The following is a 16961-nucleotide window of genomic DNA, read 5'->3' as shown; positions in this document are numbered from 1 at the left end:
CACTGAGGTTTTCTCAGCGTTGATCATTTCCAGATCTGGTTGAGGACAAGGGCTGCGCGGGCGATATCGCCGATCCGGCTGGGGCTGAGGGTGATGTGCTGCAGGGCGCGCCAGCGTTGTTTGAGTTCGGCGGCGGTGCGTTCGCCCAGGGCGCGGACGGTGCGCAGGAGTGTGTTGCGTGTGCGGGTGTCGGGGTGAAGTGCCTGCTCGGACCGGCCCTTGGGCCGGCGGACCGGGACCTGGATGCCGATGCCGGCGCCGATGTACCCCTTGTCTGCCAGGGTCGGCGCCCGCCGGCGGCGGCCTGGTAGAGAGCGGGAAGTGCGTGGGTGCGGGCTGCGGTGATGTCGGGGATGGAGGCGGGCTCGGCATCGGAGACCCACAGCGGGGTGCCGTCGGGAGCGGCAAGAAACTGCACGTTGCCGCCGAACGCCTTGTGCTTCTGGCTGAACCACAGGTCGTTGCCGTTGTCGCGGAGGCCCGCGACGCGGTCGCTGCGGATCAGCGTGCCGTCCAAGATCACGTGCGTCATCTGCTGGTCTCGGCAGCGGTCCAGGACCGCGTGCAGGTCGGGGGCCTGCTCGGCCAGGACGCTGATGGCCTCGTGCAGGTAGCGGTAGCCGGTGGCCTGGGGGATGCCCGCGTCGCGGGCCAAGCGGTGCACGCAGCCGCGTTCACGCAACCAGCGCAGTGCCAGCACGGCCTGGCGGAACGGCCCCAGCGCCCGGCTGCCGCGCGGGGTGCTGATCCGGCGGCGGTGGGCGGCGAGCAGGCCCGCGAGGTACTCCACGATGTGGCGTGGGACATCGAGCGTGGCAACATCGGTGACCAACGTGAAGCCTCTGGTAGCTGTGGACATGATCTTGTGGTGAGACCTGTCCTACCAGAGGCTTCACGTCTGTGCGCACCTGCGGCCCGACACCCGAGCCGCCCTCCCGGGCACGCTTCGAGCAATCACACAGCTCATTTCACTGAGAAAACGTCACTGCAAACGCAAGATGCAAGGCAACTGGAACAACCAGCAGGCGTACTACCGATGCCGCTTTGCGGCCGAATACGCCGCCGTCAATGAACTCGACCATCCCAAGGTCGTCTATCTCCGCGAGGCGGAGATCCTCGGCGAGGTCGACGGGTGGCTGGCGACCGCGTTCACGCCCGACCGCATCAATGCCGCCATCGACATGATGACCGACCAGACGGTCGACCCGGACGCGCAGAAGGCCGCTGACCTGCGTCAACAGCTTCTGCAATGCGATCGCAAGCTCGCCCGCTACCGCGCCGCGCTGGACGCCGGGGCCGACCCCGCCGAGGTCACCGGCTGGATCAACGACGTCAAGACAGAGCGCCGACGGCTGGAGAACGAGGCGAAAACCGCTCCGCGCCACACAGGCATCTCCCGGGAACAGATCGCTGAGACGCTGCGGCAAACTGGAGACCTGGCGCAACTGGCGATCAACGCGGAGCCGCAGGACAAGGCCGACCTCTACCAGAAGCTGGGCCTGACGATGACCTACTATCCCCAGAAACACGAAGTGGAGGCCCGCGTAATTCCGGAGCCCCCACATGTGCGGTCAGTGTGTGTCCGAGGGCTGATCACAACCATTCGCACATACCAGCCGCCACCTCGATCGGCGATGTCCACCGCATCACAGTGGGGACCTAACCACCCACCTGCATCTCGTAGCGACAGTTGGGCCCTACCCGGAGTGGCTGCGCACGGGCCCGAGCCATAGCGAGTTGTCGAGCCTGAGTGCTTGGTGGCTCCGAGTACGCGGGATTGATCTCCCAGTGCCGATTCGAACCAGATACCGGATTCCACACGCACGGCTGCACGACACACGCCCACAAATTGGGCGTAAGCACCCTAACCATCGCCGACTGATTCGATCTCCCATGATGCGCATAGAGGCCCCCTATTGCTTGGATATTGCCCGTCCGCAACCCAGTGTGGGCAATGTTCTCACCTGCCGAAACAGTCATTTGACTTGCGTATGTGAGCAGAAGTGCTGTGCCCTGCTGGTATGCAGCGGTGGGCGACGTTGAATGACAGGCAGCTGTCGGTGTTGCAGCGCGTAGCGAACGATGCGGAAGAGGTGAGCGCGAGGCGCTCTGAGTTGGCCACAACCGTGTACGCGTTGCGAAATCGCGGTTTGGTGAAGACACCTCGCCGTGATGGTGTGTGGCAGGTCGAGATCACCGAAGCCGGGAGGTTCTATCTCCAGCATGGGCACCATCCTGATCGGCCGGAACCAGTCGGTTGGGGCACCAAGGTGCCACAGCGTGTTCCTGCCCAGGATCCCGCAGCTGAACTCATCGCAGAGCTATGCCTGGTAGCGGGCGAGACCATCAGAATCGACGACCCGGACGACGCGACACGTGCCCGCTATCGGAAGGCGGTCAACGCAGCCAAGCGGCAGGGGCTGGTGCCGGACGGCAAGCAACTCCTGCATACCGGCAGAGACGTCGGGCCGTTGATCATCAAACTCGGCGACGACAGTCCTGCCGCCAAGACCGACTGGAACCGCATCAGACTGCGTGCACGCGACGAGGTTACCGGAGATGCCTTGTTCGAGCTGCTCGGACGGGCCCAACAGCTTCTCAAGGTCAGTGACGGAGCCCGAGAACGCGCGGTCGACCTCGTGAGGATTCTCGCCCGAAGGTCGGAACGCCGCGGACATGCTGTGGCGGCCTCCCGAAAGAGCCAGCAGTTGTCCCTCCGGGTTCGCGAGCACTCGTTCACGATCAAGATTTCGGAGGATGTGGACGAGCTTCCACGCCGCCTGCCAGCCGACGATCCGCGCCTGCGGGTCACCTACGACTGGCAGCGGATCACGCCTCCTGAATACGACTCCGTGCCGTCAGGACGCCTGCGCATCGAGTTGTCGCCGCGCACGCCCGATGCCAGGGAATGGACGGATCGGGATAGGTCCAAGGTCGAGACGAAACTTACCGAAGTGATCGACGAAGCCGAGCGGCAGGCCGAGCAAGCCGAGGAACAAGAGCGTATGCGACGGCGTCAACACCAGGAATGGCTGACCGAGCATGAGAAGCAACAGGCAGAGGAAGAACGCAGGAAGGCGGCGACCAGGGGCGAGTGGGAAGCGGCCATGGCTGCAGCCCGCAGGCTCGCGATCGAGCAACTGCGTGAGAAGGCATTCGGGGACGCGCTACTTGGATGGATGCTCGCTGGGCAGATCCGCGAATTCTGCGATGAGCTCGACCGTGCCGCCACTGTGGCAGGCGCGCCGGACGCAGCTACCGAGTGGATGGCCTGGGCGAGAGCTCGCGCGGATCAACTCGATCCAGCCGCCGATCTAGAAGCCCTGGTCGAACGCTTCCACCCTGACCCCAGCCCGGATGACCTGCGCCCTCATTTGGGTGACTGGAGCCCGCTTGAACCCAGGAAGGAGTATCGACCTCCCTCCAGGGAGCCTCTCAACCACCCCGCCCCTTCTTACGTCCCCGAAGTACCAACCTGGATACTGGCACGCCAAGGTCGCTTTCCATGGTGGCGGCTGTAGCGCCCTGACCACATCGGCGGAGTTCGGCAATGGCACGCTCAACCAGCTGCCCGAGACGCCGCACCTCTTCACGCAGAGCTTCCAGCTCGTCTATCCGCTCGATGACCTCCCTGCCGCACCACTCCCGCACAATGTTCAGCGCCATGAGCTGCTTTGCGTGATGATCCTTCAGACGCTCCGGTGAAACCCAATGCTCCTCGCGTTCACGCCCGACCGTGAACGTATAACCGTGGAGCATCTCTAGCTCGATCTTGTACTCCTCTTCCATCACCTGCTGCATGGCGGCTTCTCCGTTGAGCTCGGCGACGCGCCTGGCGATCTTCACAGCGAGCGACCATGGCCCCACGAACAAGCCGTCATTGTCTGTATAGGCCAGTGGTTCCTGCCGGAGGTCATCCGGGTTCATCGTCAGTTGCTCGCACACCGATGAGAACTCCTCGATCTGCACCGTGCAGAGCTCGTCTTGCGACCAGCCGAGCTCAACCCCTTCGATGAATCCCCAATCACCCAGCAGTGACGACACGGCATTGAACTGCGGAGTCTCGTACGCGTGCGCGGAGACTTCCACGACCGCGGCCATCCGGCGCTCGTCCTCTAGCCAAGCCTCGCGCTCGTTCCAGAGAACGATCAGACGGCCCCGCGGAATCCACTCCTCATGCCCGTCGCGATCAAGGAACTGGACCAGACACTTGCTGCCCTTCGAAGCCGGCTGTAGGTATTCCACCCGCTCAACCGGACAATCGGGACTCCGCACCCGCTCTCGATACGCCCAGACCTGCCCCGCGTCCATAAGTCCATTGAAGTCCTTGTGCTTCGCACAGAAGGGCAGTTTCACGAAATCTTAGCCACGCCAAATCTTGTTGATCGATGGGTATCGATCACCCTGACCCGGCCGCCAGACGACGTGGTCAGCGCTCCGCGCGCCTCGGAGAATCCGCCGCTGAGCTCACGAGCCTGTGCCCCTTGAAGACTCGGCTAAGGACCCCGATCACGGGGTTTGACGCCCTCGTGATCGGTGAGCCGCGACGAGTCGTCTACCACAACCAGTACGGGCTGATCTACCCGCTGTTCGTGTGCGCTCGATCCGGACTCCGAGGCCCCACTGAGCCTTTTTCGTGCGCCCAGCAGAGCAGGGGGTGAAGCCGTGAGGTAGCGGTGGATCTTGCTGTTCATAAGCTCGTCGTCGCTTGCCGGTGGAAGTCCGGTCCGGGTAGCTGCCAGGAGGCCCGGTAGCAGGCTGGCGGTTTCGTCTGGAAACGGGCGGGGTCGAAGCCCAGCGTCAAAGGCCCCTTTGGGGGGAGCGAGGATGCGGTCCGTAGTATGAAGCGAAGCCTGCGGCGTCGTTACTCAGCCGTCTTTCGGGGCGGAAAAGGGAGAGCCGAGCCCCTCGAAATCGGGGTGAAGGCCATGGAAGCGGCGAAGATCCTGAAGATGCAGCCGTGAAGGACTCCCCGGCGTATGGGGCGCGGAACGTATCGATAGTGACGGCGGGAACTGGGGAGGCCCTCCCCGGCCCGGTGACCTGCGGAAGTCTGTTGCCGGAGCGTGGCGTCCTATAACCGATGACCTCGGGAAGTGGATGGCTGGCCGGGTGGGCGTCGGAGGTGGCCGTAGTACTGCTTGAGCCGATCGGACAACACAACCGGCGGTGAGGGAAGGGCCACTACTTCGTCGATGCGCAGTGTCTTCAAGGAGGAGGCCCGGTGAGTGCCGGTCAGGCTATCCCCGCCGCTTCGGGATCACGTCCGCGTGATCCGGTCCGTGCCTTGCAGCATGCGCTCTACCGGGCGGCCAAGGCCGATCCCGGACGCAGGTTCCACGCGCTGATGGACAAGGTCTTCCGCCCAGACGTCCTGTGGCGCGCGTGGGTGGTGGTGCGCGCGAACAACGGCGCACCCGGCGTCGACGAGACCACGCTGGCCGAGGTCGAGGAGTACGGCGTCGGCCGACTTCTGGCCGAGTTGGCCGAGGAGCTGAGGGCGAAACGGTATCGGCCGCTTGCCGCTCGGAGGGTGATGATCACGAAGCCGGGCGGCGGGTCGGAGCAGAGACCGTTGTCGATTCCCTCGGTTGGTGACCGTATCGTGCAGGCCGCGTTGAAGATCGTGCTCGAGCCGGTCTTCGAGGCCAATATGGCCGACTGTTCGTTCGGGTTCCGCCCGCGGCGGTCGCCGCACGATGCCCTCCAGGTGCTCATCGACGAGCAGCGGCGAGGGCGGCGGTGGGTGGTCGAGACGGACATCGCCAACTGCTTCACGGCGATTCCGCATGAAGAGTTGATGCAAGCGATCGAGGAACGCGTCGTGGACCAGTCCGTGCTCAAACTCCTGCGCGTGATCCTGCGCGCGGGAGTGATGACCGACGGGCAGGTCCGGCGAGAGGTCACCGGGACCCCGCAGGGTTCCCCGCTTTCACCGTTGCTCTGCAACATCTACCTGCACCGGCTCGACCGGGAATGGGACCAAAGCGATGGACGCTGGTGCGGTTCGCCGATGACATGCTCGTCATGTGCTGGTCACAGCACCAGGCCGAACGGGCGCTTGCGCGTCTGACCGGTCTGCTGGCCGGTCTCGGGCTGGAACCGAAACCGTCCAAGACCCGCATCGTGCACCTGGAGGTCGGCGGTGAGGGCCTGGACTTCCTCGGCTTCCACCACCGGCTGGTGCGCTCGCGGGGCGACCGGGGCAAGCCGAAGGTGACCTTCCTCGCGCGCTGGCCCGCGGACAAGGCCATGCAGCACGCTCGTGCCCGGGTTCGGGAGATCACCGACCGGCGCAGGCTGCCGCTGCGGCCGGAGACGATCGCCAGTGACGTCAACGACTTCCTTCGCGGCTGGGCCGGGTACTTCAAGTACGGGCACTCGGCGCAGCGTCTCAGCAAGATCATGAAGTCTGTGCGGATGCGGCTGGCGCGGTTCGTCAGCAAGAAGCACCGGCGCAGCACCCGGTTCGGCTGGTATGTGATGATCAATTCTCGGCCGGTCGACCTGGGTTTGATCAGCTTGTATGGAATCGTCGTCGCACCCAGGGCGGGCAAGCCCTGGCGGGAGAGACTGAATGCCGGCGGTGAACGGCGTCGGTGAGCCGTGTGCGGGAGAACCGCATGCACGGTTCGAAGCGGCGGGAGCTGGAAACGGAGCAGTCCTGGCCATGGTCATCGGGGAAGGCACGGCCGACCGGGAAACCGGCGGAAGAAAGGCCCCGAGCCCTCCCGCCAGGACAAGCCACCGCGCCAGCTCCCGACCCTACATCCTCGGGTGACCTCGTAGTTCTGAAGGACGGCGATGGCCTTGACGAGGTGGCCGGCCTTGCCGGGGCTGCAGCGAAGCTTGCGGAGCAGCCTCCACGACTTCAGCCAATGCCATTTAGTTAAAGGTGTCTTCCTCTTGATATCCACATATCCACAGGTGAGGTTGTGGGTTTCGTTGTTTGGTGGCGGTCGCAAGCTGGAGCGGATATTTTTCGGCTATGGCTGATCCTGGCAGCGGAAGCAGTGGTTTCGGTTCCGTCGTGACGGAGCGAATCGGTATTGGTGTGCTGACGCGGATCGTTCCGCACGAGCTGGTGGACGAGATAATACTGGAATCTGGCAGGCGCGAGCAGCGGCTGCGTAAACTTCCCGCGCGCGTGGTTGTCTATTTCGTGATGGCGATGACGCTCTTTCATGGTGAATCTTACGAAGAGGTCATGCGTAAACTGGTCCAGGGGTTGCGCTGGCTGGGGAGCTGGCGGGCTGAATGGACGATCCCGACGCCGGGGGCATTGACCCAGGCTCGACGGCGTCTGGGCGCCGAGGTGATGCGTGATCTCTTCGAACGCGTAGCGGTTCCCTGCGCCCTGCGCTCCACGAAAGGTGCCTGGCTGGGACGCTGGCGGCTGATGGCGCTGGACGGTTTTGATGTGGAAGCCTTCGACAGCCCTGCTAACGGTGACCGCTTCGGCTTCTCCGGGAAAAAGAAGAACGAGAAGGGAGTCTTCCCCAAAGCGCTGGTCGTGGGACTTGCCGAATGCGGCACTCACGCGATCGTCGCCGCCGAGATCGGAGCGCAACGAGAAACCGAGGTTACGCTGGCAACCCGGTTGTTGGCCACCGACGCCGTCGGCGATGACATGCTGATTATCGCCGACAAGGGGATGTACAGTCACGAAAACCTGAAGCGGTTCAAAAATGGCGGTGCCGATGCCCTTTTCAGGGCGAAGATGAACAGTGATCTCCCGGTCCTAGAATGGCTGCCGGACGGATCGTATCTTTCATTTTCGGCGGATCCACAGCGCAAGATGGCAGCCTACGAGCGGCTACGTAAGGGCGCGATCAAAATCTCCGATCTACCCGGATTCTATGTCCGCGTCTTCGATTACCAGATCCTCGGACGAGGAGATGAGGACGAGCTCTTCACTTTGGTCACAACCATCCTGGACCCGGAGCAGGCGCCTGCTGCGGAACTCGCCGCGGCATACCACGAGCGGTGGGAGATCGAGCTGGTCATTGACGAGGTGAAGACCCACCAGAAGGGGCCGGGAGCGCTCCTGAGATCGAAGACCCCAGAACTTGCCGAACAAGAACTCTGGGGATTCCTTCTCAGCCATTATGCCGTCCGCAAACTCATGGTTGAGGCAGCTGATCAAGCCGATATCGATCCAGATCGACTCTCCTTCATGCGCTCGCTGCGAGTCGTCCGCCGCCAGATCACCGGGCCGGCGGATTTTTCCCCCGAAGCACCTTGAACGAGCCACTGCAGATGCCCTGGAAGAGATTCTTGAACGGCCAAACCATCCCCGGCGCATGCGGACATACCCACGCGTGGTGAAACGCCAGCGCCACAACTCTTTCCGAGTAAAGAAGAGCACAGATAATGGAGTACGGCATCAAGGTAGGCCAGAGGTCTACATCTTCAGCCCAGCTGCCTAACTAAATGGCATTGCGACTTCAGCTGGGCGTTCGCGCGTTCGCCGGGTCCGCGGAGCCTGGCGTGCGAGCGGTTCGCCTGCTTCTGGGACTCGGGCTTGTCCCGGCCCTTGTACGGGGTGACGACAACTTGGGCCTCAGCGCCTTGATATCCCTTGTCGGCCAGCGTGAGGATCCCGGCCTCGTCCAGCTCGCGCCGCCCATGATCCACACATCCGCCAGACGATGCTACGCGGGGCCGTCGCGTCCGGCCCGGCCGATCAGAAATTCCGTCGATCGGTCATCCAGCGACCACCCGGACGCGAATCTCGGGTGATTGCTCGCGGACGGGTGGGCGTGACGCATCGATCACCAAAGGCGCGGGCGGCGTAACAAACCCCCATGTGAAGGGACGAAATCATGAAGAACACACGCACAGCGCGGATCGGAAGGCGGACAACGATGATCTCGCTCGCCGGTGTGGCCGCGGCGTCGGCGCTTGTGGGCACCGCGTCTAGTGCCGCAGCCGCCCCGACCGGCTGCGCCGCCAGGCAGGTCGACGGCCAGAACTATGAGAGCCGGTGCACCGGCGGCACCGGAGAGCACCGCGTGTGGGCGCGGCAGTACGTCCCATTCCTCGGCGACCTCGATTGCTTCGGGCCGTGGGTGCCGGCGGATTCCGTCTCGCGCGTGACCTGCAGCATCCACCAGACCGTCTTCGTCACGCACCAGACCCGGGGATAACGGCCGGCCGGTGACCCGAACAGCCCTTGACCTCCGGCTCTTCGTCTGGAGAAGTAGGGAATCAAGGGCTGTTCCGTCTTCCTAGCCGCGCTGGTCGCCTTCGAGGACCTGGACGCCACCGACACCTTGGTACTACTGGCCAGGGGCCCCCACCCCCGCTGCGGCGTCGACACACGGCCTAATCGCGGCGATGCCCAAGCTGCTGGACGCCCGTATCGACTACCTCATCGGCACTGACAAGCGCAGCATCACCCTTGACGATCAGGGCCAGCCGATCCGGATGACGGCCTACAACTGCACAGGACGCGAGCGAGCTTCCTACCAACAGGCTCTCCACGCGGTCTGGTCAAGGAACGGTATCTTCACCGAGCCCGTTAAGAATCCCCGGCGAATACATCTCATTGAGCGCTAATAGGACCGTGTCCTATGTGGTGAGGCGGACGAGTCGTTTGTAGCAGCACAGGGCGGCCGCGAGACCGAGGAAGGCCAGGTAGTTGCGGGGATTGCGTTCGTAGCGGTGGTTGAGCCTGCGATAGCCCGGTCAGCCAGGACAGGGTGCGCTCGATCACCCATCTTCGGCGGCCTAATCGTCGGCTGGATTCGATGCCTCGGCGGGCGATACGCACGCCGATGCGTTGGCCGTGTAGCCATCGACGCAGGTCAGGAAGGTCATAGGCTTTGTCGGCGTGTAGGCGTTGCGGTTTGAAGTAGCGGCCGCGGCAAGGGTCGTGTCTCGTGTGGTGGCCGGCCACCATGGGCTTCAGGGCCTGGCTGTCGTGGACGTTGCCGGCTGAGACGCCGACGACCAGCGGCAGTCCGTTCGCGTCCGACAGGACGTGCATCTTGGAACCCGGCTTACCGCGGTCCACGGGGCTCGGACCTGTGTGTGCGCCCCCTTTTTGGCCCTCACATGGGCCGAGTCGAGCACGACCCGCCAGACGTCGACCAGGCCGGCGTCATCCAGCCGATGCAGGACGGCCTCGTGCAGCCGGCCCCACACCCCGGCCCGCGACCAGATCACGAACCGGCGGTGAGCCGTCGACTTTGATATCCCGAAACACGGCGGCAACGCCCGCCAGGCGCAGCCGCTGACCAAAACGTAGATGATGGCCGCGAACACCGTCTCATCAGGGGTGTCCTGCGTCCCTCCGCCCTGAGGGCGCACCCTGGGCGGCGGAATCAGTGGCTTGGCGATCTCCCACAATCCGTCCGGCACGATCCAACTCCACGTTCCCCGTCCCATAGCAAGCCCAACGAGCGCCTCACCACATAGGACACGGTCCAAATTAGACGTCGTCTCATTTGGTTGAGGTGGCGGTGGCTGATGAGGGCGGCGGCGATGCCGGCGAAGGCCAGGAAGTGGTCGGCTTTGCCGCGGCGGGCGATGCGCGGCACGATGTCGCGGCTGCGCAGCCAGGCCCGCAGGTCGGGGAAGTCGTAGCCCTCGTCGCGTGCAGCTCGGTCGGACGCCGCCGGCGCGGACCGCGCCGAGACCGGATGGGCGGGATGCCGCGTACCAGCGGTTCCATCCCGAGCTCGTCGTGAGTGTTGGCCGCCAAGACTCCGACAGGGATCGGCAGACCGGCACGATCGGTCAGCAAGTGGATCTTCGACCCGCGTTTGCAGCGCGCGCAGCGCGCGGGAGTACTCGGCGTAGCAGAACGAGTCACGGTCCGCCCCTGCGGTCGTGGTCGCGAGCAGCAGACTTTGCGTCCGCGCGCCCGCACCCGTGCGCAGCGCGTTCCACAGATCCCCGGACGGCGCGGTCAGCAACTCGTCATACAGCACGCCGTGCGGGTTGGAACCGAGCGCGCCGGGCGCGTCGGCCGGAATCACCTCGTAGAAGCTCGCGGTGGACTCATCCACGATCCGCCGCGCGTGCTTCTTGACCACCAGCCGCCGCGACAAGGTCGGCGACAACCGCACCATGCGCGCAGCGACTTCCTAGACCAGCCGGGCCTGGTCACGGTCCTTGGCACACCCATAGATCTCCGCGCCCTCCTCCCCGTCGGCGACCAGGAGGTACAGCGCGATCCCGGCGGTCAATTCGGTCTTGCCGTTCTTACGCGCCATCAGCAGATACGCGGTCCGGTACCGGCCCACGTACATACCAGCCTGCTCGTCTCATGTGACTTCGCCGAACAGCGGCCGCAGGATGTCGCGCTCTTGCTAACGAGCCATCTCGAACGGCGTGGGCGCCCATCGGCCCTTGGTGTGCAGGAGGAGCTCGGTGAGGAACGCGCCCACGTGATCGGCCCGCTGGCGGCAGTGGTGATCACATGCTTGCGGCATCGAGCGCCGTCGAACGTCCTGCCGCAGACGGAAGGATGGCCTCGCCGCCTCGGCATAGCCCCTCCCGACCGCTCGATGGCGCGACAAGGCGTCGATAGCTGAACGTGTGTGATAAACGTCGGTCCGTGAACACAGTGCTCGTTGCTCTTGCAGGTGCTCCGGTCGCGGCGACACTGGCTGCCGCCTTCACGTGGCGGCTGAAAACGACCGTCGAGCGTCGGCTCGCGGTCGAAGCGGAGCAGCGCCAGCTAGCGAGGGACGTCACGACCAAGCTACTTGCCGTCATCGCCGAGCTGCGCGAACTGCCGCGCTGGCCAGCGCGAGGGGCGGCTGGTTCATCGGCTCTCGACGCATGGGTGGCGGAGAGAGACACGCTGTTGGCCAAGGTGGCTCTGCTCCGTGAACAGCATCCATCCCCAGAGCTGCGCCAACGCCTCGCGTTGATGGGAGAGGCGATGCACCTGCTCATCGCCAAGACGCTGCATCGTGCCCTTGGGTTGTCTGAGCACCATGTGAGAGACGTCCTCACTCAGGACGCCATGTTTGTATTGGCCGCCTCGCGTCGAGGAGATCTGATCCCGGCTGCATCGAGCAGTGTCGTAGCTGTGCAGGAGGCGATGATCGAATGGGATGCGCATTTCGAGGAGCAGCTAGCTCCCATCCGCGAGACCTTCTCCCGGATGGGACTCTTGGACCTGACCTCAGAAGACCGGCGGAAGATCATCCGTGAGGAGCTGAGAGAGCATTCCCGCCGCACGAGGGCTCAGGTTCGCATCATTCCCCAGCGCGGGCGGTCACGCGTCGACAACCTTGATCGACTGTCTGAGCTGCGGAGATTCCGGAGGCCGGATCTCTAGCCGACTCGATCTGGAGGTGCACGCGGGAAGCTGGCGCGAGCTCGAACCCGCGGGCCAGCGCGAGCATGGTCCGGACCGCTTCAGCTGGACCCGGACAGCGCGGTCAACAACTCGCCGTAGAGCACTCCGTGCGGGTTGGAACTGAGCGCGCTCCTGCCAACGGGCCAGGCCGAACGGCGTGCGCGCCCAGCGGCCCTTGGTGTGCAGAAGAGCTCGTTGAAGAACGCCACGACGTGATCGGCTCGCGGATGGCAGTGGTGATCGTCGCGTTTGCGGCACTGACTGCCATCGAATACACGTCCGCAGAGGGGACGGGTGCCGGATCTGGACATTGACACTGCCTCATGCGGAGGCTGTGGTACCACTGTGGGATATGGGACCAGCAATTTTGGCAGCTCTTAGCGCAGCTTTCGGGGCGGTATTTGGCCTTCTCTCTGGCATCGGACAAAAGATGGTCGAGCACCACTTGCAGCATAAACAGGCATTGGCGGTCGATCGGCGTCAGCAAGAGAGATCTGTGATGATTGACCTCCTTGACCTGCTTGAGGAGCTACGAACACTCCCCAAGTCGCCGTTCTTGACCACAGCTCCTCAAGAGTGGAAGCAGAAACGAAATGAGGTCGTTGACCGTATCTCTCTGCTTGCAGGGCGGCTACCGAATACCGGCCTGCGTGCCCGCATCGAAGTGCTGGTAACGGTCTGCAAGACCTTCAATTACCAGGAGGGACTCTTCATCAAATGGGACCTTCCTGAGGAGTTGGCGAGAACGGACCTGGCCAGGGACTGTCAAGATGCCATTTCTGCTCTTCTTCGGGGAGACGACTTGCCGCCGCCCTCCAGTTCAGTGGGGCGTGTGTATGAGGCGCTGGAGATCTACTTTGAGTACATCCGCGCCGAGGCTTTGCGTGTTCGGGCTGAGATGGGTGCCTTTAGCCGCGAAACTCGCATGGAGTTCATGCGTCGCCAATTGGCGGATGCTGCCGGGTCCGGGCAACTCAATGACGATGGTGATGGTGACTTCCCTGGCAGCTCAAGAGACCCTGGCCACACTGAATCCGTCTAGCTTCTAAGCAAGCGGAAGGCCGCGTCGCCGGCTACCTGTTTGGTGGACAGGTGGACTTGCGACGCCGGGGTGAGGTCGAGACCGCGACGGGTGATCTCACCGCGTCTCAGCTCCCGAATTTTGAGGTCCGCCATTCGGATCGATACTGGCAGGCCATGTTGTTCGGTTGGGCTGGCTAGGGGGTTGTGCTCTTGATAGCGGTGATTTGTGTCACGAACACAAAAGGGCAATAGTGGAGACTCTTTCAGGGGATAGCTACTTCATAGTCGCGCGGTAGCGTCTTCGGTGACATGCTCGGGCTGGAAGTGCAGGCCGCAGGCGGCCTCAGATTCTCGGCTCCTTGATCAAGGCGAGCATGGTCCGGATGGCTTCGCTCTAGACACCTACTGCTGCCAGTGCTGACTGCTAGCGTGAGTCGCTATGTCGACATCCGTCTTGGCAATGATAACTGCAACTATAGGTGTGGCCGGAACTCTGTCTGCGGCGATCTTTACTCAAATCATCCAGCGGAAAGCTGAGAGGGAACGCCGGAGGGCAGAAGACCAAAGACAGTGGAATCAGGAGCGCCTTCGAGCAGCCACCGACATCGTGACCGTGGCTACTGAGATCGAACTTCTTTGCGAGGGCATCACCTACGACCGCCACGCGTCCGAGCCCGATCACGTGAATGAGATCGGAAAACGACTGCCTCGTCTTCGCTCACTCGTTGCCGAGTTCGGTCTCATTGCGGATCGATCTCTTGCCAAGATGGCACACGGTCTTATGGAGTGGGGCTATCAGGCTGCCATTGACGTGCAGGAAGGGAATGGATACAAAGGAGGTGAGACCCTCAAGGAGGCGCGGGAGCATTTCCAGGCGATGTTCTGGGAATCTCTTGAGAACGGAACGGTATCACTTGAGCCATGGCACCCTTAAGAAGCACCCAGAACCCCGAGCTACTCAAGTAGTCGAGCGGCGGCGTCCTCGGCTACTTGTTCGGTGGACAGGTGCACACGGCTGCCGGCGCTGCTCCTTTGAATGTGTCGGTCCGTGGTAGACGGTAGGTCGGCGGGACCCGTTCTCAGCCTACGTTGGGCGGTCGGGTGAAGCCGAGGGGGCCGCCTGGATAGTTCTTGTAGCTTTGGTAGCGGACTTTTGCTCCGGTGTGCGGAGCGGTGATCATGGTGCCGTTGTTCGGTGCGTAAACGATACCGACGTGCTCAGGCCCGGAATCACCAGGATGAAAGAAGACCAGGTCGCCGGGTTGTTCGGTGCCGGGCTGAATGCGTCTGCCGTGCCGGTACTGGGTTTGTGAGGTGCGCGGGATAGAGATCCCGGCGGCTCGGTAGGCCATCATCGTTAGGCCGGAGCAGTCGAAGGAGTCGGGTCCTTCGGCTCCCCAGATGTAGGGCTTACCGAGTTGTGCCTTGGCGTAGGTGATGACCTTGGCGGTCACGCCGCCGGGCAAGGAGGTGTAGGCGGCTACGTCACCCGGACATTCACCGATGGTGGCGCCGGTATCGGCGACGGTGTGGAAGTCGCCTTTGGCGTAGCGGGCGGCGAGGGACAGGATCGTGCGGACGTAGCCGGGGTCGGGGTTGTAGGCGTAGACGGCTTGGTAGAGGTTTGTGGGGGCCCGTGGTCGAGCAGGTCGCGGGCCGCGCCGGGGATGGCATCGGCTGGATTGTGCACGTCGACCCAGCCGTCCCCGTCTCCTTCGACGCCGACCCTCCGGTCTTGTGGGAGGCCGGGTGGCGGGGCGGGCCGCCCCAGTTGTTGGTGGCTCGGCCGCCGATCCCGATCTGCATGGGCCCGGCCGCACCGGCGGAGTTGGCGCCGGTCTGGACACCTGAGCCAGACTTGGTGTCGCGGCCATGGTCAGACTCACGTTTGCCGATCGCGGCCAGCACGTTCCAGGGCACGCCGCACTGCTGGCCGGCGTGATGATACAGGCGCAGGAAGGTCGCGGGGATGGCGCTTTCGGCGTTGGCGCTGACGCCCGGTTCAATGGCGGTTTGGGTTCCGCACGTCTGGCTGGAGCTGTCGTCGAGGCCGACCAGTCCCGCGCCGAAGAGCAACGGGATCAACACCACCACCCCGGCCGCGAGCGCTATCGCCACGGGTGCTTGGACTGCTCCATGATCGCTGTCGCTACCCCACAGCCTTCTTACCCGCGTCCGCGCGGTTGCGGTGAGAGCACATAGGCAGCAGGTCACGGTGGATCTCCGTTGGTCGCTGACTGCCCGGTGTTGCCGGTGGAGGCGAGCTCGATCGCATACACCTGCCAGGTGCCGTCGTGGCCGCTGTCGTGGTCGGTGACGGTGACGGCGTACCGGGTGGTGTCCTGCCGGTCGCCGTGCCGGTTGGTGATCTTGGCGGTGATGGTGAGCAGGACCGTGATTGATGTGGGGCCCAGCGTGCGGATCGTGTACCGCTCGAATACTCAGTTTCATGCTGTGAGCTGGGATTCACTGCGGTGCCGCGGCAGTCGCTGCGACCATCTCGAGGTGTTGTTGTCTCTGCTGTACCGGTTGGTCCGGAGCCTGCTCGGCCTGTTGGTGATGCTCGCCCGGTCTGATCTGTCCAAGGACGTCGAGTTGCTGGTGCTTCGTCACGAGAACCAAGTGCTGCGCCGTCAGGCCACAGGTCGTCCGCGCTGGGATCATGGCGACCGGCTCTGGTTTGCGGCGTTGTCCCATCTGGTGCCGCGCGGGCGGTGGGCCGAAGTCTTTCCGGTGGTTCCCGCGACGATCCTGCGCTGGCACGGTGACCTCGTCGCCCGTAAGTGGACCTTCACTGACCGGCGCCGTCCAGGTCGTCCCCGCACAGGTGCGTCGATCAGAACGCTGATCCTGCGGATGGCGCGGGAGAACCCGGCGTGGGGACATCGGCGGATCCAAGGCGAGTTGGCCCGTCTCGGCTACACGATCGCGGCGTCCACGGTGTGGGAGATCCTGCACGCAGCCGGCGTCGATCCGGCACCGCGTCGGGCGGAGCCGACGTGGCGGCAGTTCCTGGCCGCTCAAGCAAATGCGATCATCGCTTGCGACTTCCTGGTGGTGGAGACGGTTCTGCTCAAGCGGCTCTATGCGCTGGTGTTCATCGAGCACGGCACCCGCAGAGTGCATTTGGCCGGGGTGACCGCGTGCCCAACGGGGGCGTGGGCGATCCAGCAGGCCCGCAACCTGGCCATGGAATTGGAGGATCGTATCGGCGCGCTGCGGTTTCTGATCCACGACCGCGATCCGATCTTCACCACCGCGTTCGATGAGGTGTTCAAGGTTGAAGGGCTCCAGGTCGTCAGGACCTTGCCGGGGACGCCGCGGATGAACGCCATCTGTGAGCGCGTGATCGGAACCCTTCGCCGTGAATTGCTGGACCGGGTGTTGATCCTGGGGGAGCGGCACCTGGCCATGGCGCTCGGCGAGTACCTGGACCACTACAACGGTCACCGGCCACACCAAGCCCGCCGGCAACGACCTCCAGATGCCAAATGCCAGCCCATCAGGAGCCCGGCTGAACTCAACGACCTGCGATCCATCCGGCGAAGACCCGTAGTCACCGGCGTGATCAACGAATACCACCACGCCGCATAAGCCCAGCTCAAGCCGCCTAACTCAA

12 protein-coding genes and 7 pseudogenes are annotated in these 16961 nt (G+C 63.9%); 11 read left to right on the top strand and 8 right to left on the bottom strand.

From position 1 onward, the window contains the following. Window positions 1–23: 23 nt before the first annotated feature. Window positions 24–832, bottom strand: a pseudogene (locus AMA02S_RS39545) (transposase family protein). A 166-nt stretch (window positions 833–998) separates the two neighbouring features. Here AMA02S_RS39545 and AMA02S_RS39540 point away from each other — a divergent pair. Together AMA02S_RS39540 and AMA02S_RS42690 are read left to right on the top strand one after the other, a co-directional pair. After that, window positions 999–1733: a hypothetical protein gene (locus AMA02S_RS39540; protein ID WP_067470159.1), complete on the top strand. Its 735-nt coding sequence runs from the start codon at window positions 999–1001 to the stop codon at window positions 1731–1733. Window positions 1734–2021: 288 nt separating this feature from the next. After that, the gene (locus AMA02S_RS42690; RefSeq protein ID WP_157431161.1) at window positions 2022–3521 is read left to right on the top strand and encodes a cell envelope integrity TolA family protein; all 1500 of its coding nucleotides are present in this window, start codon (window positions 2022–2024) and stop codon (window positions 3519–3521) included. Here the strand turns inward: AMA02S_RS42690 and AMA02S_RS39530 are convergent. Beyond that, complete coding sequence (locus AMA02S_RS39530) at window positions 3436–4356, bottom strand: hypothetical protein (RefSeq protein ID WP_157431160.1); 921 nt, start codon at window positions 4354–4356, stop codon at window positions 3436–3438. The genes AMA02S_RS42690 and AMA02S_RS39530 overlap by 86 nt on opposite strands. Before the next feature lie 991 nt (window positions 4357–5347). Here AMA02S_RS39530 and AMA02S_RS43785 point away from each other — a divergent pair. Together AMA02S_RS43785 and AMA02S_RS45240 are read left to right on the top strand one after the other, a co-directional pair. After that, window positions 5348–6114, top strand: a pseudogene (locus AMA02S_RS43785) (reverse transcriptase domain-containing protein); the annotation flags it as partial. 138 nt (window positions 6115–6252) lie between these two features. Continuing rightward, entirely contained in the window at window positions 6253–6603 is a 351-nt protein-coding gene (locus tag AMA02S_RS45240) for a group II intron maturase-specific domain-containing protein (RefSeq protein ID WP_067470165.1), read from the top strand. 167 nt (window positions 6604–6770) lie between these two features. Here the strand turns inward: AMA02S_RS45240 and AMA02S_RS42685 are convergent. Beyond that, window positions 6771–6875, bottom strand: a pseudogene (locus tag AMA02S_RS42685) (IS5/IS1182 family transposase); the annotation flags it as partial. Between the two features lie 113 nt (window positions 6876–6988). Between AMA02S_RS42685 and AMA02S_RS39515 the strand changes: the two are divergent. Continuing rightward, entirely contained in the window at window positions 6989–8245 is a 1257-nt protein-coding gene (locus AMA02S_RS39515) for an IS4 family transposase (protein ID WP_067470150.1), read from the top strand. Between the two features lie 197 nt (window positions 8246–8442). Here the strand turns inward: AMA02S_RS39515 and AMA02S_RS39510 are convergent. Further along, window positions 8443–8694 (bottom strand): annotated as a pseudogene (locus AMA02S_RS39510) (transposase family protein); the annotation flags it as partial. A gap of 173 nt (window positions 8695–8867) precedes the next feature. On the opposite strand from AMA02S_RS39510, the gene AMA02S_RS39505 reads away from it, so the two are divergent. Further along, window positions 8868–9149: a hypothetical protein gene (locus AMA02S_RS39505; RefSeq protein WP_067470147.1), complete on the top strand. Its 282-nt coding sequence runs from the start codon at window positions 8868–8870 to the stop codon at window positions 9147–9149. A 190-nt stretch (window positions 9150–9339) separates the two neighbouring features. Beyond that, window positions 9340–9561 (top strand): hypothetical protein, encoded by a 222-nt coding sequence (locus AMA02S_RS39500; RefSeq protein WP_067470145.1) that lies wholly within the window; start codon window positions 9340–9342, stop codon window positions 9559–9561. 12 nt (window positions 9562–9573) lie between these two features. Here AMA02S_RS39500 and AMA02S_RS42680 read toward each other — a convergent pair. The 3 pseudogenes from AMA02S_RS42680 to AMA02S_RS44550 form a co-directional block, all read right to left on the bottom strand. Next, a pseudogene (locus AMA02S_RS42680) lies at window positions 9574–10392 on the bottom strand (IS5 family transposase). A gap of 65 nt (window positions 10393–10457) precedes the next feature. Continuing rightward, window positions 10458–10777, bottom strand: a pseudogene (locus AMA02S_RS44555) (transposase); the annotation flags it as partial. Window positions 10778–10802: 25 nt separating this feature from the next. Continuing rightward, window positions 10803–11258, bottom strand: a pseudogene (locus AMA02S_RS44550) (terminase large subunit domain-containing protein); the annotation flags it as partial. A 308-nt stretch (window positions 11259–11566) separates the two neighbouring features. Here AMA02S_RS44550 and AMA02S_RS39490 point away from each other — a divergent pair. The 3 genes from AMA02S_RS39490 (at window position 11567) to AMA02S_RS42660 (ending at window position 14276) form a co-directional block, all read left to right on the top strand. After that, window positions 11567–12298: a hypothetical protein gene (locus AMA02S_RS39490; protein ID WP_157431158.1), complete on the top strand. Its 732-nt coding sequence runs from the start codon at window positions 11567–11569 to the stop codon at window positions 12296–12298. Window positions 12299–12671: 373 nt separating this feature from the next. Next, window positions 12672–13361 carry a hypothetical protein gene (locus AMA02S_RS42665; RefSeq protein WP_157431157.1) on the top strand — a complete coding sequence of 230 codons (690 nt, stop codon included), beginning with the start codon at window positions 12672–12674 and terminating at the stop codon, window positions 13359–13361. 420 nt (window positions 13362–13781) lie between these two features. Then, on the top strand, window positions 13782–14276 hold the full coding sequence (locus AMA02S_RS42660) for a hypothetical protein (RefSeq protein ID WP_157431156.1): 495 nt from the start codon (window positions 13782–13784) through the stop codon (window positions 14274–14276). A gap of 145 nt (window positions 14277–14421) precedes the next feature. Here AMA02S_RS42660 and AMA02S_RS43175 read toward each other — a convergent pair whose 3' ends face one another. Then, window positions 14422–14796 carry a C40 family peptidase gene (locus AMA02S_RS43175; protein WP_169806978.1) on the bottom strand — a complete coding sequence of 125 codons (375 nt, stop codon included), beginning with the start codon at window positions 14794–14796 and terminating at the stop codon, window positions 14422–14424. Between the two features lie 772 nt (window positions 14797–15568). Here AMA02S_RS43175 and AMA02S_RS39475 point away from each other — a divergent pair. Then, window positions 15569–16936, top strand: a complete 1368-nt coding sequence (locus tag AMA02S_RS39475) for an integrase core domain-containing protein (RefSeq protein WP_218005294.1) — start codon at window positions 15569–15571, stop codon at window positions 16934–16936. The last annotated feature ends 25 nt before the right edge of the window (window positions 16937–16961 follow it).

Source organism: Actinomadura macra NBRC 14102, assembly GCF_001552215.1.
Taxonomy (GTDB): domain Bacteria; phylum Actinomycetota; class Actinomycetes; order Streptosporangiales; family Streptosporangiaceae; genus Spirillospora; species Spirillospora macra.
Note: the sequence above shows the minus strand (reverse complement) of the source record. Positions and strands in the feature narration are given on the sequence as shown.